This window comes from Ensifer sp., assembly GCF_035999135.1.
Lineage (GTDB): Bacteria > Pseudomonadota > Alphaproteobacteria > Rhizobiales > Rhizobiaceae > Ensifer.
On sequence record NZ_DASYGZ010000058.1, the window covers coordinates 1 to 13,889 of the forward strand.

The 13,889-nt window shown below is 62.4% G+C and carries 15 protein-coding genes; 2 read left to right on the forward strand and 13 right to left on the reverse strand.

All coding sequences use genetic code 11. The features are described from left to right. From VGO12_RS05920 to ccoN, 3 genes are read right to left on the reverse strand one after another with little or no spacing between them, the layout of a single operon-like run. Positions 1 to 153, reverse strand: a complete 153-nt coding sequence (locus tag VGO12_RS05920; RefSeq protein ID WP_034788377.1) for a CcoQ/FixQ family Cbb3-type cytochrome c oxidase assembly chaperone — start codon at positions 151 to 153, stop codon at positions 1 to 3. A 12-nt stretch (positions 154 to 165) separates the two neighbouring features. Continuing rightward, the gene (gene ccoO / locus VGO12_RS05925) at positions 166 to 897 is read right to left on the reverse strand and encodes a cytochrome-c oxidase, cbb3-type subunit II (RefSeq protein ID WP_104664286.1); all 732 of its coding nucleotides are present in this window, start codon (positions 895 to 897) and stop codon (positions 166 to 168) included. 13 nt (positions 898 to 910) lie between these two features. Next, positions 911 to 2,539: a cytochrome-c oxidase, cbb3-type subunit I gene (gene ccoN, locus VGO12_RS05930; RefSeq protein ID WP_327511804.1), complete on the reverse strand. Its 1,629-nt coding sequence runs from the start codon at positions 2,537 to 2,539 to the stop codon at positions 911 to 913. A gap of 188 nt (positions 2,540 to 2,727) precedes the next feature. On the opposite strand from ccoN, the gene VGO12_RS05935 reads away from it, so the two are divergent. After that, the gene (locus tag VGO12_RS05935; protein ID WP_327511805.1) at positions 2,728 to 3,228 is read left to right on the forward strand and encodes a hemerythrin domain-containing protein; all 501 of its coding nucleotides are present in this window, start codon (positions 2,728 to 2,730) and stop codon (positions 3,226 to 3,228) included. Positions 3,229 to 3,326: 98 nt separating this feature from the next. Here VGO12_RS05935 and VGO12_RS05940 read toward each other — a convergent pair whose 3' ends face one another. The 9 genes from VGO12_RS05940 to hemN form a co-directional block, all read right to left on the reverse strand. Then, positions 3,327 to 3,905, reverse strand: coding sequence for a GNAT family protein (locus VGO12_RS05940; RefSeq protein WP_327511806.1), 579 nt, complete (start codon positions 3,903 to 3,905; stop codon positions 3,327 to 3,329). Positions 3,906 to 4,052: 147 nt separating this feature from the next. Continuing rightward, the gene (locus tag VGO12_RS05945; protein ID WP_327511807.1) at positions 4,053 to 4,763 is read right to left on the reverse strand and encodes a PAS domain-containing protein; all 711 of its coding nucleotides are present in this window, start codon (positions 4,761 to 4,763) and stop codon (positions 4,053 to 4,055) included. A 364-nt stretch (positions 4,764 to 5,127) separates the two neighbouring features. Next, entirely contained in the window at positions 5,128 to 6,057 is a 930-nt protein-coding gene (locus VGO12_RS05950) for a lipid A biosynthesis lauroyl acyltransferase (RefSeq protein ID WP_327511858.1), read from the reverse strand. An 11-nt stretch (positions 6,058 to 6,068) separates the two neighbouring features. Beyond that, a complete protein-coding gene (locus tag VGO12_RS05955; protein ID WP_327511808.1) occupies positions 6,069 to 7,097 on the reverse strand; it encodes a zinc-binding dehydrogenase in 1,029 nt (342 codons plus the stop codon). A gap of 269 nt (positions 7,098 to 7,366) precedes the next feature. Further along, positions 7,367 to 8,653 (reverse strand): beta-ketoacyl-ACP synthase, encoded by a 1,287-nt coding sequence (locus VGO12_RS05960; protein WP_327511809.1) that lies wholly within the window; start codon positions 8,651 to 8,653, stop codon positions 7,367 to 7,369. A gap of 9 nt (positions 8,654 to 8,662) precedes the next feature. Then, the gene (locus tag VGO12_RS05965; protein WP_327511810.1) at positions 8,663 to 9,865 is read right to left on the reverse strand and encodes a beta-ketoacyl-ACP synthase; all 1,203 of its coding nucleotides are present in this window, start codon (positions 9,863 to 9,865) and stop codon (positions 8,663 to 8,665) included. A gap of 1 nt (position 9,866) precedes the next feature. Continuing rightward, a complete protein-coding gene (locus tag VGO12_RS05970; RefSeq protein ID WP_327511811.1) occupies positions 9,867 to 10,352 on the reverse strand; it encodes a 3-hydroxyacyl-ACP dehydratase FabZ family protein in 486 nt (161 codons plus the stop codon). A gap of 143 nt (positions 10,353 to 10,495) precedes the next feature. Beyond that, positions 10,496 to 10,780, reverse strand: a complete 285-nt coding sequence (locus tag VGO12_RS05975) for an acyl carrier protein (RefSeq protein ID WP_089044188.1) — start codon at positions 10,778 to 10,780, stop codon at positions 10,496 to 10,498. A 127-nt stretch (positions 10,781 to 10,907) separates the two neighbouring features. Then, positions 10,908 to 12,257 carry an oxygen-independent coproporphyrinogen III oxidase gene (gene hemN, locus VGO12_RS05980; RefSeq protein ID WP_327511813.1) on the reverse strand — a complete coding sequence of 450 codons (1,350 nt, stop codon included), beginning with the start codon at positions 12,255 to 12,257 and terminating at the stop codon, positions 10,908 to 10,910. 216 nt (positions 12,258 to 12,473) lie between these two features. Between hemN and VGO12_RS05985 the strand changes: the two genes are divergently transcribed. Next, positions 12,474 to 13,211 carry a Crp/Fnr family transcriptional regulator gene (locus VGO12_RS05985; protein WP_327511814.1) on the forward strand — a complete coding sequence of 246 codons (738 nt, stop codon included), beginning with the start codon at positions 12,474 to 12,476 and terminating at the stop codon, positions 13,209 to 13,211. A 127-nt stretch (positions 13,212 to 13,338) separates the two neighbouring features. Here VGO12_RS05985 and VGO12_RS05990 read toward each other — a convergent pair whose 3' ends face one another. Beyond that, positions 13,339 to 13,728, reverse strand: coding sequence for a L,D-transpeptidase (locus tag VGO12_RS05990; RefSeq protein ID WP_327511859.1), 390 nt, complete (start codon positions 13,726 to 13,728; stop codon positions 13,339 to 13,341). Between the last annotated feature and the right edge of the window lie 161 nt (positions 13,729 to 13,889).

The following is a 13,889-nucleotide window of genomic DNA, read 5'->3' on the forward strand; positions in this document are numbered from 1 at the left end:
TCAGTCCTCCTTGAGGGGGATGGCTGCGGCATCATCGGCGGCCTTCTTGGCGCCGGGCCGGAAGATGAAGGCGACGACGCCCAGGAAGAAGAGCGTCATGGCAAGGAGCGCCCAGCTGTCGGCGAACTGGCGCATGGCCGTATAGGTTTCCATGGGTCGATCTCCTTAGCGGTAGCCGGTTGTGTCGTCGTAGGTGGAGAAGTCGACCAGCGTGCCGAGCATCTGCAGATAGGCGACGAGCGCGTCCATCTCCGTCAGCTTCTGCGGATCGCCGTCGAAGTCACCGAGCTTGGCCTTCGGATAGCGCCCTTCCACACCCGAAGTATCCGCGTTTGGATCGGCCTGCGCCTTGATGTCGGCAAGCGCGTTGTCGATCATCTCGTCCGTATAGGGAACGCCGACCGCCTTGTTCGCCTTGAGGTTCGCGGCGATGTTGTTCACGTCGAGTGGCGTCGCCTTCAAGAAGGCGTAGCTCGGCATCACCGATTCCGGCACCACCGAGCGCGGCTCGATCATGTGCTGCACGTGCCACTCGTTGGAGTAGCGGTCGCCGACGCGAGCGAGATCCGGCCCGGTGCGCTTGGAGCCCCACTGGAACGGATGGTCGTACATGGATTCTGCCGCCAGCGAGTAATGGCCGTAACGCTCCACCTCGTCGCGGAACGGGCGGATCATCTGGCTGTGACAGACGTAGCAGCCTTCGCGCACGTAGATGTCGCGGCCGGCAAGTTCCAGCGGCGAGTAGGGGCGCATGCCCTCCACCTTCTCGATGGTGTTTTCGAGATAGAAGAGCGGCGCGATTTCCACGATGCCGCCAACCGAGACGACGAGCAGCGAGCCGACGAGAAGCAGCGTCGCGTTGCGTTCGAGAGTGGCGTGTTTGTCGAGAATGGACATTGTCTGTGCCCTCCTATTCCGCAGGCTTCAGCGCGGGCGTTGCTCCGAAGATCGGAGCTTCGTCACGCACGCGGCCGAGGATGGTCATGGTTACGTTGAAGGCCATGAGCAAAGCCCCGGCGAGGAAGAGTGCGCCGCCAAGGGCACGCAGCACGTAGTAGGGCAGCATCGCCGCGACCGATTCCGCGAAGGAATAGACGAGGAAGCCCTGGTCGTCGTATTCGCGCCACATCAGGCCCTGCTGGATGCCGGCGACCCACATGACCGCCGCGTAGACGACGATGCCGAGGGTGGCGAGCCAGAAGTGCCAATTGACCATGCGCACGCTGTAGAGGCGCTCGCGCTGCCACAGCTTGGGAACGAGGTAGTAGATCGCGCCGAAGGTGATGAGGCCGTTCCAGCCGAGCGCGCCCGAATGCACGTGACCGATCGTCCAGTCTGTGTAGTGGCTGAGCGAGTTGACCGTCTTGATCGACATCATCGGACCTTCGAAGGTCGCCATGCCGTAAAAGGCGACGGCCATCACCATCATGCGGATGATCGGGTCGGTGCGAATCTTGTCCCAGGCGCCCGACAGCGTCATCAGGCCGTTGATCATGCCGCCCCAGGAGGGCATCCACAGCATGATCGAGAACACCATGCCGAGCGTCTGTGCCCAATCGGGCAGCGCCGTATAGTGCAGGTGGTGCGGGCCTGCCCAGATGTACATGAAGATCAGCGACCAGAAGTGGATGATCGACAGGCGGTAGGAATAGACGGGGCGGTTCGCCTGCTTGGGGATGAAGTAATACATCATCCCGAGGAAGCCGGCCGTCAGGAAGAAGCCGACGGCGTTATGGCCGTACCACCATTGCGTAAGCGCGTCCTGCACGCCGGCAAACGCCGAATAGCTCTTGGACCCGAGGAAGGAGACCGGCACCGCCAGGTTGTTGACGACGTGCAGCATCGCGATGGTGACGATGAAGGCGAGATAGAACCAGTTGGCCACATAGATATGCGGCTCCTTGCGGTTCAAAAGCGTGCCGAGGAAGACGGCGAGATAGGCGACCCAGACAATCGTCAGCCAGAGATCCACGTACCATTCGGGCTCCGCATACTCCTTCGACTGGGTGATGCCCAGGAGATAGCCGGTGGCCGCCATGACGATGAAAAGCTGATAGCCCCAGAACACGAACCAGCCGAGATTGCCGCCGAAGAGGCGCGCGCGGCTGGTGCGCTGGACGATATAGAACGAGGTGGCGATCAAGGCGTTGCCGCCGAAGGCGAAGATGACCGCCGAGGTGTGCAGCGGCCGCATGCGACCGAAGTTGAACCAGGGCTCGATGTTGAGGTCCGGAAAGGCGAGCTGGAGTGCCACCACGACGCCGACGAGAAAGCCGACGACGCCCCAGAAGACGGTGGCGATCACGCCATACTTCACCACCTCGTCGAAATACTCCGACTGCGGCGGTGGCGGCGGAGCCCTGCCGGCTGAAACGGGGCTGAACTCGATGCGTCGCATCAGGAGGATGGTGCCGGCAAGAAGCACGAAGAACAGCACCCACATATGGGCCTCGAAGTGCCGATCCTGAGCAAAACCGGCGCCGATCAGCGCCAGGAATGCTCCGATCCCGAGCAGGATCATCTCGAAAGTGTATTTCATGGTTGGGTCCCCAACTTGGTCCGAACGCACGCGGAAACACACTCCAGAACAGGGGCGTCGCCGCAGCTTGCCGGAAAGTGTCAGAATCAGGGCAGCTTCACCTTGATTCAGATCAAGGCTGCCCCACCTCCGATGGATCATCCTCGTCAAACAACAGGGAGCGCCGTGGGAGCTGGTGTCAGGAGCCGATGAAAAATACCTATGCAGAAGGACGTATCCGCAGCCGCCTGGAGCCGCCGCCCCGGCCCGCACCCGTGACCGAACCCTTCGCCTGGCTCGCCCGCGCCCATGAAGAGCAACTGGCGCTCTGCCACTGTCTGGAAGAAATCGCCGACAGCCTGCCCGCCGACATCGACCGGCAGAAATGCGTCTACGCCGCCAAGGTTCTCGAACCGATGATCCGCGAGATGCACGCCAGTGAGGAAAGCCTGGTCTTCCCCTGGATCGAGCGCACCTTCCGCGCGGACCCGACCATCGGCGCCACGCTGGAGCGGCTGAAATACGAGCACTGCGAGGATGAATGCTTTGCCGAGGAACTGACGGAAATGCTGGAGCGGCTGGGAGCGGCAGATGAAACCGTCAACGCCGAAACCGCCGGCTACATGCTGCGCGGCTTCTTCACCAGCTTGCGCCGGCATGTCGCCTTCGAGCAGGAATGTCTGCGCGGCGCGACGGCGCCAAGCGGATAGGCTGGCGTCCCTGCCGACGAGCGCACTTGCGACCGTTCCGTGGAAACGCAACAGCGCAGCATCCTGCGATTTCGTATCGCAGGGACATACACCTCGGTTCAGCCTTCGCTCGGCATCGTCCCTTTGCGATCGTCCCAATCGCTGCGCAGCAACGTCGTGACGTGCTCGATCGTCTGCCTGCCATCAGCCATTGAGCGGCTGGGGACGTCAGAGACGCGCCGAAACCCCAGCCTGCGCTGCATCGCCCATGAGTTTTCGTTGCCGTCGAAGTAACCGTTGACGAGCTTTGTCAGGCCCAGATCGTCAAAGGCGAACCGGATCTTCGCCTCGAACGCCTCGCGTCCATAGCCGCGCCCCTGATAGCGCCCGGCGATCCAGATCCCGCCACCGCCGGTGCCGGCCTGCCGGTCAATCCTGTTGAGACTGACCCCGCCGATCATCTGTCGTTCGGATTTGAGTTCGATTGCAAATTCATAGGCAACCGGCGGAGAACTGGCGTTCGAAATCTCCCGGCATCGTCTGATCCAGTCTTCCGCATGGGATTTCGAATAGGGGTGCGGGACGAAAGCGAGCCACTTTGCCAGCGCGAGATCGTTGAGGCCGAGCGCGAGCTGCTCGATATCTTCCTCACTCCAGGGCCGGAGAACAAGGCGCGGCGTTTCGATTGTGATCCCCACGACGTTGCCTTTGCTGAAGAGGTGTCACGACGCTGCAATGATGCGAAGGACCTGATCTGCAGGCAAGCCTCACCCCATCGGCGGTGATATCGTTGCGCGGCCGGCTCGAACAGGCCCTGCGGCAGACCTCGGGAATGCCGGAAGAGATCAGGCGGCGATCGCCCGGCGGCGATCGGCATGTTCCTGGATCACCAGGATCGCTCCGATGAGCTTCCCGGCGCTCGACATGCACGGCGTCAGCCGGCAGCGCACCACCACTGTTCGCGCGTCGACGGTCTTGGCAAAGGTATAATCGACCACCTCGCCGGCAAAACACCGGTCGAGATAGGACTTTACCCGCTGCTCGAAGCGCTGGATGCCGATGAACTCGACGATGTGCCGGCCGATCAGGTCCATCGGCCTGCTTTCCAGATGCCGGGCATTGCGCGGGTTGGTGTAGAGATAGCGGTAGTCGGGCGTAATCACCGCGAGCCTGTCGGGGAAGCTGTCGAGGATCGCCTCGTTGAGAAGGCCCTCGTCCGCCCTGCCCTTGCTCGGCTGCGCCGGTCGGCGTTCGAGCTGAAGGTCAGCGAACTTTTCCGCCCCGGTCGCGGCGAAATAGCGGTTGATCAGCGATTGCAGCAGCTGCGAGTGCCGGAGCACGCAGGAGATGTCGTCGGCTTCGACGCGCAGGATATCGATCAGGAACTGGAACTGCAGGCGGGCGTCTTCGACACTCACCGCCTTCTCGTCGTAGACGGACCGGAGAATGGGATCGAGCTCGCGATCCAGAATCCCCACGAGATGCTCGTCTGCCATGCGTACGGCATACTGCAGCTGCGAATACTTGAACCAGAACAGCTCAATCAGTGCGTTCAATTCGAAACCCCAATTCCCCACGGCCAAGCCGCTTCGATGCACTTACAAATTCAGGTGTTGATGCTGCTGACACTGATTTCGGTCTTGACGCTTCCCCACTGCTTTCGCCTGAAACCACCCCGCTTCGGTCATCCAAAGCGCTTGCAGTCTTGCCCCCGCGAGACAGTTAAGAGTTTACACTCATTGCGTTAGCGTTCAACAGCAGAAAGAAAAACTCGGCCGGCGGGAACCATTTTCAGGTGCGATCCAACGAGGGCTTTCACCCTATGTAAGACAAAATGACGCCCGGCACAGGCGTACCGGGCGCGCGAAAGCGTGAAATTTGGTGGGGCGCACCAGCCGTGCGGATGTGGCTGTAGGAGAATCAGTCCTTGAGGTAGCGTTTGATGTGCCAGCGGTCGTGGTACCAGAGCCATTGCCCGGGATACTCGCGAACCCAGCTTTCCACCTTGTCGTTCAGCACCTGCGCCGTGGCGGTGACATCGACATTGCCGTCCGCCTTGCGCGGGATGGCGATCGCCGGTTCGATCTCCAGGCGGAAACGGCCGCCCGGCAAGCGGATGCAGCGGGCCGGGTAGACCTCGCAGTTGAACTGGCGAACGAGCTTGGCCAAGAGCGGGTTGGTCTGCACGTCCTGGCCGAAGAACTTGGTCTTCAGGCCTTTGCGGAACTTCTGGTCGACGAGAACGCCAACCCCCTGGCCGCGCTCGAGCTGGCGAGCAAGCGCAAACGAGGAGCCGGCATGCGACGGCACGAGCTTGCCCATGCGTTCGGCGCGGAAATTGAACACCTTCTCGGCCACGTAAGGGTTGTTCGGCGGACGGAAAAGCACGGTGACATCAAGGCCGAAGGCGGAGCCGGCCACCGGCAGCATCTCGAAATTGCCGCTGTGGGCGGTAAAGACGATGAAGGGGCGCGGATTGTCGCGCAGCTCGAGAAACAGCGGAATGCCCGAAACTTCGATGCGCCCAGGTGTCGTACGCTCCGGATCGAAGTCGAAGAGCCGGTCGAGGAACACGTATTCAGCCGCCATGCGGCCCATGTTGCCCCAGCTCTCGAGCGCGATCTCGTGGATCTCCGCCTCGCTCTTCTCCGGAAAGGCATTGCGCAGATTGGTCAGCGTCAGCTTCTGCCGGCTGGTCTTCGGGCCGATGAAGCGCAGGGCGCGATCCATGAAGTTGATCGCGCCGTCGGCCGGAAACATCTTCAGGATCGTCAAAAGCAGAAACACGAACTGCGCAATCAGCCACTGGCGGAAACGATCCGCCGCCAGCACCAGCCGTGTGATCACCATGCGCACGTCGATCAATCCATCTTCAGGATGATCTTGCCGAAGATCTGGCGCGATTCCATGCGCTCGAGCGCCCGGTCGATCTGATCGAGGGTGATTTCGGTGTCGATGACCGGATGGACCAGGCCGCGGGCCATCTTCTGCATGGCGTTGGCCATGTTTTCCATGCGGCAACCGAAGGAGCCGAGCAGCTTCAGCTGCTGCTGGAACAGCATCATCAGGTTCATGTCGGTGGACACACCCGAGGTCGAGCCGCAGGTCACCAGACGTCCGCCGCGCTTCATGCAGAGCATGGAACCCGCCCAGGTGTCCTTGCCGACATGTTCGAAGACGACGTCGACGCCCTTCTTCTTGGTGAGCTTGCGCACCACGCCCTCGAAGCGGTCGGTGCGGTAGTTGATGACGTGATCGGCGCCAAGCGCCTTCGCCTTCTCGATCTTGTCGTCGGAGCCGACGGTGGTGATCACCGTGCAGCCGATCTTCTTGGCAAGCTGGATCGCCGCCGACCCGATACCCGAACCGCCGGCGTGGACGAGAATGGTTTCACCCGGTTCGAGCTTGGCGTTGTCGAACAGCATGTGCTCGACGGTGCCAAAGGTAACGGGAGCACATGCTGCGGCAACGGCATCGACACCCGGAGGGGCCGGAACCAGGAGGCGCGCCGGCAGGTTGATCTTTTCCTGCGCGAAGCCGTCGAGGTGGAAGCCGTGCACGCCGCCCACATGTTCGCAGAGATTGTCACGGCCTTCCTTGCACGGACGGCAGAGGCCGCAGGTGCGCGCGCCATAGACCGAGACGAGCTGGCCCGGAAGCACGCTCGAAACGCCAGGACCGATGCTGTCGACCACGCCAGAGGCTTCCGCGCCGATGACGAGCGGCATCTTGCGCTTGGCAAACGCCATGCCGCGCCAACCCCAGACGTCGATATGATTGAGCGCCACCGCCTTGACGCGCAGCGTCACCTCTCCGGGGCCCGGTGCTTCCGGTTCCGGAATGTCGGTGATTTCAAGCTTGCGGTCATCGAGCAGTTGCAGGGCGCGCATGGTTCTTCCTTTAAATCTTGCAGAGTCGGCGGCGGGGCCGTGCTGACTGGGCATATATACACTTTGGGAGAGTGGTACTCACCCCCCTCTGGCCTGCCGGCCATCTCCCCCACAAGGGGGGAGATCGACCCGCGGCAAGCCAATCACTTTAAGCCTCGGCGTTGGCGTCGTTGAAGGGACGGTGCCACATCCAATCTCCCCCCTTGTGGGGGAGATGCCCGGCAGGGCAGAGGGGGGTTACGCCAGAGCCCCTCGCCCTCGTCAATGGCTCAAGCCGGCTCGGCCGTCATCACAAGGCTGGCGTTCTGGCCGCCGAAGCCGAAGGAGTTCGACAGCACCGCATTGACCTGCTGGCTGCGCTTCACGTTCGGCACCACGTCGAGCACGATCGCCGGATCGGGGTTCTGGTAGTTGATCGTCGGCGGCAGCGTGCCGGTCAGCATGGTCTGGATCGAGAACACCGCCTCGACCGCACCGGCGGCCGTCAGCGTGTGGCCGATCATCGACTTGTTGGACGAAACCGGGATCGACGGCAGGCGCTCTCCGAAGACGGCCGACATCGACAGATATTCCATCTTGTCGTTCTCGGGCGTCGAGGTGCCGTGCGCGTTGATGTAGCCGATGCCGTTCTCGTCGATGCCGGCGTCGGCAAGGGCCGCGCGGATCGTCGCGATCGCAGGTCCGCCGTCCGGCGACGAGCGGGTGCGGTGGAAGAGATCGGCCTTCTCGCCGCAGCCCTTGAGGATGCCGTAGACGCGGGCGCCGCGGGCAACGGCTGCTTCCAGCGATTCCAGCACAAGGGTCGCTGCACCTTCGGCGATGACGAAGCCGTCGCGGTCCTTGGTGAAGGGCTTGGAGGCCTTTTCCGGCGGGTCGTTCTGGGTGGAAAGGGCCGACAGCAACGCAAAGCGGATCAGCGCCTCGGCGCTGACCGAACCGTCGGTCGCAACCGTCAGCGCCCGGTCGGTGCGGCCCTGGCGGATCGCCTCGACGCCGAGCTGGATCGCGGTCGCGCCCGATGCACAGGCTGTCGACAGCGTCACCGGCAGGCCGCGCGTGCCGAAGCGGTCGGCCAGGCGTTCGGAGATCGAGCCAAACAGCACGGCCTCATGAAACACCGGATCGGCCTTCTGGCGCATGGCGGCAAGGAAACGGTTATAGGCGTCGCCCGGCTGTTCGGACGGCGGCGAACGGTCGGCAAGCTCGAAGCGCGCGCTCCATTCCGGTTCGACCGGCGGAGCGGCGAGAAACAGCGGACCGTTGAAATCACCGGAGATGCCGGCCTGAGCCAGGGCTTCAAGCGTCGTTTCGCGCGCCATGGCATAGGAGCGCTCGACGGAATTGGCGGCGGGAATGTCGATGAAATCGACCATGCCGGAGATGCGGGTGTTGAGACCCTCGGTCGGAAAACGGGTGATCTTGTGGATGCCCGAAACACCGCCCGAAAGCGCTGCCCAGTTGTCCTCGACGCCCTGGCCGAGCGAGGTGATGACGCCCATGCCGGTAATCGCGATGATCGGCCGGCCGAGGTGATCCTTGTAAGCGTTGCTCATCATCCGCTCCTGTTATTCCGCCGAAAGCACGGCGACGCCTTCGCCGCGCGAATGGCCGATGGTGGTGACCACGGCGCTCTTGGCTGCCGCCGTCATCGGCTTTTCCGCGCCCGCATCGAAGGCGGGCACCTTGGCGCCCTCGCCCAGCGTCAGCGCTGCCAGCGCCAGACCCAACGGGAATTGCGCCTCGATGCTGTGGCCGACGAGGCCGCCATACGCGCGCACGGGCGCACCGGCAAGTTTCGCTTCGAGGAACGCCTTTTCGCGTGCCACGAGGTCATGGAAGCCGGAGGTACCGGAGAAGACGACCGTCGAGGATGCGTCGAGATCGGATGCAGGCTTGGCGAGTTCGGCAAGGCGGGCTTCCAGCTTGCCGCCGTCGCGCGCGCCACGGTCGCCGCCGATCGCGTCGATCGTCGCATAGATGCGAGCGCCGCGGGCTTCGGCAAATTCGCGCGATTCCAGCACCAGGAAGGCGCCGACCGAACCGAGGATCATGCCGCCGCCATTGTCCTTGCTGCGCGACCAGATCGGGTGCCAGTCGCCGAGCGCGTGGCCCTGGATCGCTTCGATCAGGAGAATGATGTCGAGACGCTCGGCCGAGAACGCGCCGCCGACGAGCGTGTGGCTCGACTGGCCGGCCTTGATGCGGGCAAAGGCGGTTTCGATCGCCGAGATGCCGGCCGCTTCCTCGCCCATGAAGGTGCGCGACGAACCGGTGACCTTGTGCACGATCGAGATGTTGCCGGCGAGCAGGTTCGAAAGCTGGGCGAGAAACAGCGTCGGGCGCAGCTCCGTCGTCAGCTTCTCGTTCAAGAGCTGTTCGCGGTCGTTGCGCTTCAGCGCCTCGTCGACGATCAGCGAATCGACATTGATGTCGCGCTCGCCGCCGCCGGCAGCGACGATCATGTCCATGCTGCCGCAGGCTTCGAGATTGTCCTTGAGGCCGGCGTCATCGAGCGCGAGGCCGGCGGAAAAAACGCCGAGGCGCTGCCAGTTTTCCATCTGGCGCTGGTCGCCACGCTTGGCGATCTGCTGCGACCAGTCGATTTCCGGCAGCGGATGCACCGGATAGGGGCTGAACTTCTCGGTTTCGACACGCACGGCCGGCGACACACCGGCTTTCAGCAGAGCCACATGCGGCTCGACGCCGACGCCCTGGCTGGTGACGATACCGACGCCGGTAATGACAACGTCGTTTGCAGATTTGCTCATCTTACTTCTCCGAACCGGCTGCCGCCGAAAGAGCTGCCATCAGGCCCACTTCGCCAGCCCGCTTGCGCACGATATCGCCAAGTGGAACCTGGTCGAACGGCATGGTTCTCAGCTTCAACTGGGCGTCGCAGACCTTTTTGCCGGCCGACGTGATCTTCGCCTTGGTCACCGCAAAGCCCGAACCGTCGTGTTCGAGGAAAGCCTCGATATCGAGTTCGGCATTGGGCTCGACGAAGGTGCGCATCTTGGCGCCGTCGACCGACATCAGGAACGGCATGGCGGCGAAATTGGTGGCGGCGAGCACCAGGAAACCGGAGGCCTGTGCCATCGTCTCGATCAGAAGCACGCCCGGAACCAAGGGATAGCCCGGGAAATGGCCTTCGAACACCGGGCTCTTTTCAGGAACCACGGACCGCGCCGTCAGCCGGCCAGCCGAAAGATCGACCGTTTCGACACGATCGATCATCTGGAAGTACTCAAGGAGCATTGGGGCTCACCCTGTTCGTTTTCTGGCTTCGTTTTCTGGCCGCGTGTTTCGGGCTCAAGTAAAAACGCCAATGCCGCCTGTCAAGCGCAGCGCGCGACGGGCGGCATTGGAATTGGTGCGGCAAGGATTGGGCGAAAGCCCGATCAGCCCTTGGCAGCCCGCAGTTCGTCGATCTTGGCGCAGAGGTTCTTCAGAACGAAGTATTCTTCGGTCGAAACCTTGCCTTCGTTGACTTCCTGCGTCCACTGCTCGAGCGGGATCTTGATGCCGAATTCCTTGTCGATCGCAAACACGATGTCGAGGAAGTCCAGGCTGTCGATGCCCAGATCGTCGATCGTGTGGCTTTCCGGCGTGATCGTCTCGCGATCGATCTCGCTGGTTTCGGCGATGATGTCTGCAACCTTGTCGAATGTAGCTGTCACGCGCATACCTCTTTATTCTTATGTCGAGTCTCGGCGATCCTATAGGTAAATGCGCCGCAAAAGCCAATGGGCTAGATGGCAACGGTTTGCAAATTGGCGACCGGTGTTGCTGCAAAACTAGGGAAAAACGCGCTTAGACTGCCGCCGAATGCCGCCCACGGCCATTGCCGAGATAGGCGTCGAAGGCTGCCGCCACCGATCGCGCAAAGGGCCGCCCGCGTTCGGTCAACCGGAAAACCCCGTCCTCGATCACCGTGAGGTTGTCGAGATCGCGGGCCCGGAAGAGCTTCGCCTGCCCGATCACGGCGCCCGCAAGTCCCGGAAACGCCTCCTCTGTCTCGCCGAAGGAGAAAGCGAAGCGGCACATGATGTCGGCAATCACCTTTGCTCTCATCCGGTCGTCGTCCGTGAAACGGTAGCCGCGCACCGCAGCAATGCCGGCGCTCTCCACCTGGCGCAGGTACTCGCCGGTTGCCGGCATGTTCTGCACGTAGCCATCGCGAAACTGGCCGATCGCAGAGGCGCCAAGGCCGACAAGCGTTTCGGCGGCATCGTCCGTATAACCCTGGAAATTGCGACGCAGCCGTCCTTCCCGGCTCGCCTTCGCCAGACTGTCCTCAGGCTTGGCGAAATGGTCGATGCCGATCGCCTCGTAGCCGGCCGCCACAAGCATCTCGGCTGCCCGCGTCATCTGGGAAAAGCGCTCGACAAGGCCGGGCAGGCTTTCGTCCGGGATCATCTTCTGATGCGTCTTCATCCATGGCACATGGGCATAGCCGAACAGTGCGACACGATCGGGATCGAGCGTCAGCACCGCCTCCATCGTGCGCTCCAGCGACCGCAGGCTCTGGTAGGGCAGACCGTAGAGAACGTCGCAATTGACGGAATGCACGCCCCTTGCCCGCGCCGCCTCGATCGCGCCGCGTGTCTGCTCGAACGTCTGGATGCGGTTGATCGCCTCTTGCACCTGCGGGTCGAAATCCTGCACGCCGAAGCTTGCTCGCGTCATGCCGATCGCAGCCAGCGCGTCGTGACGCGCCTCGTCGAGATCGTTCGGATCCATCTCGACGCTGATCTCGCAATCGGGCGCAAAGGTGAAGTGATCGGCGAAGGTGCGCTTCAGGGCGATCAGATCCTGCGGCCGCACGAGCGTCGGCGAACCGCCGCCGAGATGCAGAGCCGTCACCTTCGCCTCACGGCTCACCCGCCCGCCGATTTCCGCAACCTCGCGGTGCAGGCCCTTGAGATAGGTGGCCACTGGGTCGTAGCGCAGCGTCTGCTTGGTATGGCAGGCGCAGAACCAGCAGAGCCGGTCGCAATAGGGCACATGGGCGTAAAGCGAGATCGGCTCGCCCGGACCGACCGCTCGCAACCAGCCTTCGTAGTCACCCGGGCCCACGGCATCGGAAAAATGCGGGGCGGTCGGATAACTGGTGTAACGCGGCACGGGGGCCGCATGCTTGAGGATGAGCGCGTCGTCCATCTGTCTCTCCACTATCTTGGAGTTGACATAGGACGGATGGCCAAAGCAGCCTTTGATTTTGATCAAGTCGCCGAATTAACACGTTAAAATTGACAATGCTCAAGCCAGCATGAGACATTGTTTCGCGCTTTCGGAATTAGCACCTGTCAACTCTTGATTTAACCACCCGCATCCTCTTTGGTCCTCCAGGGAGCCATTGGATGCAGGTAGAAAGAATTGCAGATCGTGAACGAACATCGCCGCAAGGATATCCATAATTCGGACATTCCAACCGTCTGCTCCGCCTGCGAGGCGCGCCATGGCGGTGTGTGTGGCACGCTCTCTCCGGACCAGCTTCTCGACCTCAGCCGCCATTCGACCCGCCGCAGCATCGAGCCCGGCCGCGAGGTCATCGGCCAGGGCGAAACCACCGACAGCTACGCCAACATCATCTCGGGCGTCGTCAAGCTCAGCAAGGTTCTGGCCGACGGACGCCAGCAGATCGTCGGGCTGCAGTTTGCACCTGACTTCATGGGCCGCCCCTTCACCCGCGAGAGCGCACTGACGGCCGAAGCCGCCGTCGACACCGACATCTGTTGTTTCCCCCGCACCGTCCTCGACCGTCTCGTCGCCGAAGTGCCGGGGCTGGAACACCGGCTGCACGAGCAGGCGCTGAAGGAGTTGGACGAAGCGCGCGACTGGATGCTGACACTCGGCCGCAAGACGGCGCAAGAGAAGGTCGCAAGCTTCCTCTACATCATCGCCACCCATATCGATCCGGAAAAGGGCACGGCCAACGAGTTCGACCTGCCCTTGTCGCGCGCCGACATCGCCGACTATCTCGGCCTCACCATCGAGACCGTCAGCCGCCAGATCACCAAGCTGCGCAAGGAAAACGTCATCCGCATCGAAAACAGCCGCCACGTGAGCGTGCCGAGCCTCGACCGGCTGATGCATGTGGCTGGGATCGATTGAGCGGCGGCCAGCTCTCTCCAGAATTCGCTTGGGGCTTGCCCCTCACCTCGGCTTTAACCCAAGGACCAAACCTTCCCCCCGCCTGCGGGGAGAAGGTCCCAGCAGGCGGATGAGAGGCAGCGCCTGATCACCGCGTAATCACGATCCGCGTATTCGCCAGCCCATGTTCCCGCGTCAGCGCAAAGAACTCCGCCGCATTGTTGGGATGCAGTCGCACGCAGCCGTGCGATGCCGGGCGGCCGAGGCGTTTGATGTCGTAGGTGGCGTGGATGGCGTAGCCGCCGTTGAAAAACACGGCATAGGGCATGGGCGCATCGTCGTATTTGCGCGAGCGGTGGTTGCGCGAGAGCCACTTGGCGCTCCAGCTGCCGCGCGGCGTGACGTAGCCCTTGCGCGCCGTCGACACCTTCCAGCGATACATGATGATGCCGTTCTGCCGAACGGTCATGGTCTGCGAGGACAGGCTGATATCGGCAATGAGATTGGCCGCGTTCACGGTCTGAACGGGAAACTGCATCAAGGCGGCAATAAACACAGTCAAAATGGTTTTGCGCATGCTTCTCTCTCCGGGAAAACGAGACACATACCGGTGGAACCAGACGTTCCAAGGAGAATAACTGGTCGAATATGATACGACCTTAATACATATGGGAAGAAAAGTCTTAACGCGAAGGTGAT

Excerpts from the sequence above, each read along its gene's own strand:
- VGO12_RS05920 (WP_034788377.1), bottom strand. The coding sequence starts at position 153 with ATGGAAACCTATACGGCCATGCGCCAGTTCGCCGACAGCTGGGCGCTC.
- ccoO (WP_104664286.1), bottom strand. The coding sequence starts at position 897 with ATGTCCATTCTCGACAAACACGCCACTCTCGAACGCAACGCGACGCTG.
- ccoN (WP_327511804.1), bottom strand. The coding sequence starts at position 2,539 with ATGAAATACACTTTCGAGATGATCCTGCTCGGGATCGGAGCATTCCTG.
- VGO12_RS05935 (WP_327511805.1), top strand. The coding sequence starts at position 2,728 with ATGAAAAATACCTATGCAGAAGGACGTATCCGCAGCCGCCTGGAGCCG.
- VGO12_RS05950 (WP_327511858.1), bottom strand. The coding sequence starts at position 6,057 with ATGGTGATCACACGGCTGGTGCTGGCGGCGGATCGTTTCCGCCAGTGG.
- VGO12_RS05955 (WP_327511808.1), bottom strand. The coding sequence starts at position 7,097 with ATGCGCGCCCTGCAACTGCTCGATGACCGCAAGCTTGAAATCACCGAC.
- VGO12_RS05960 (WP_327511809.1), bottom strand. The coding sequence starts at position 8,653 with ATGATGAGCAACGCTTACAAGGATCACCTCGGCCGGCCGATCATCGCG.
- VGO12_RS05965 (WP_327511810.1), bottom strand. The coding sequence starts at position 9,865 with ATGAGCAAATCTGCAAACGACGTTGTCATTACCGGCGTCGGTATCGTC.
- VGO12_RS05970 (WP_327511811.1), bottom strand. The coding sequence starts at position 10,352 with ATGCTCCTTGAGTACTTCCAGATGATCGATCGTGTCGAAACGGTCGAT.
- VGO12_RS05975 (WP_089044188.1), bottom strand. The coding sequence starts at position 10,780 with ATGCGCGTGACAGCTACATTCGACAAGGTTGCAGACATCATCGCCGAA.
- hemN (WP_327511813.1), bottom strand. The coding sequence starts at position 12,257 with ATGGACGACGCGCTCATCCTCAAGCATGCGGCCCCCGTGCCGCGTTAC.
- VGO12_RS05990 (WP_327511859.1), bottom strand. The coding sequence starts at position 13,728 with ATGCAGTTTCCCGTTCAGACCGTGAACGCGGCCAATCTCATTGCCGAT.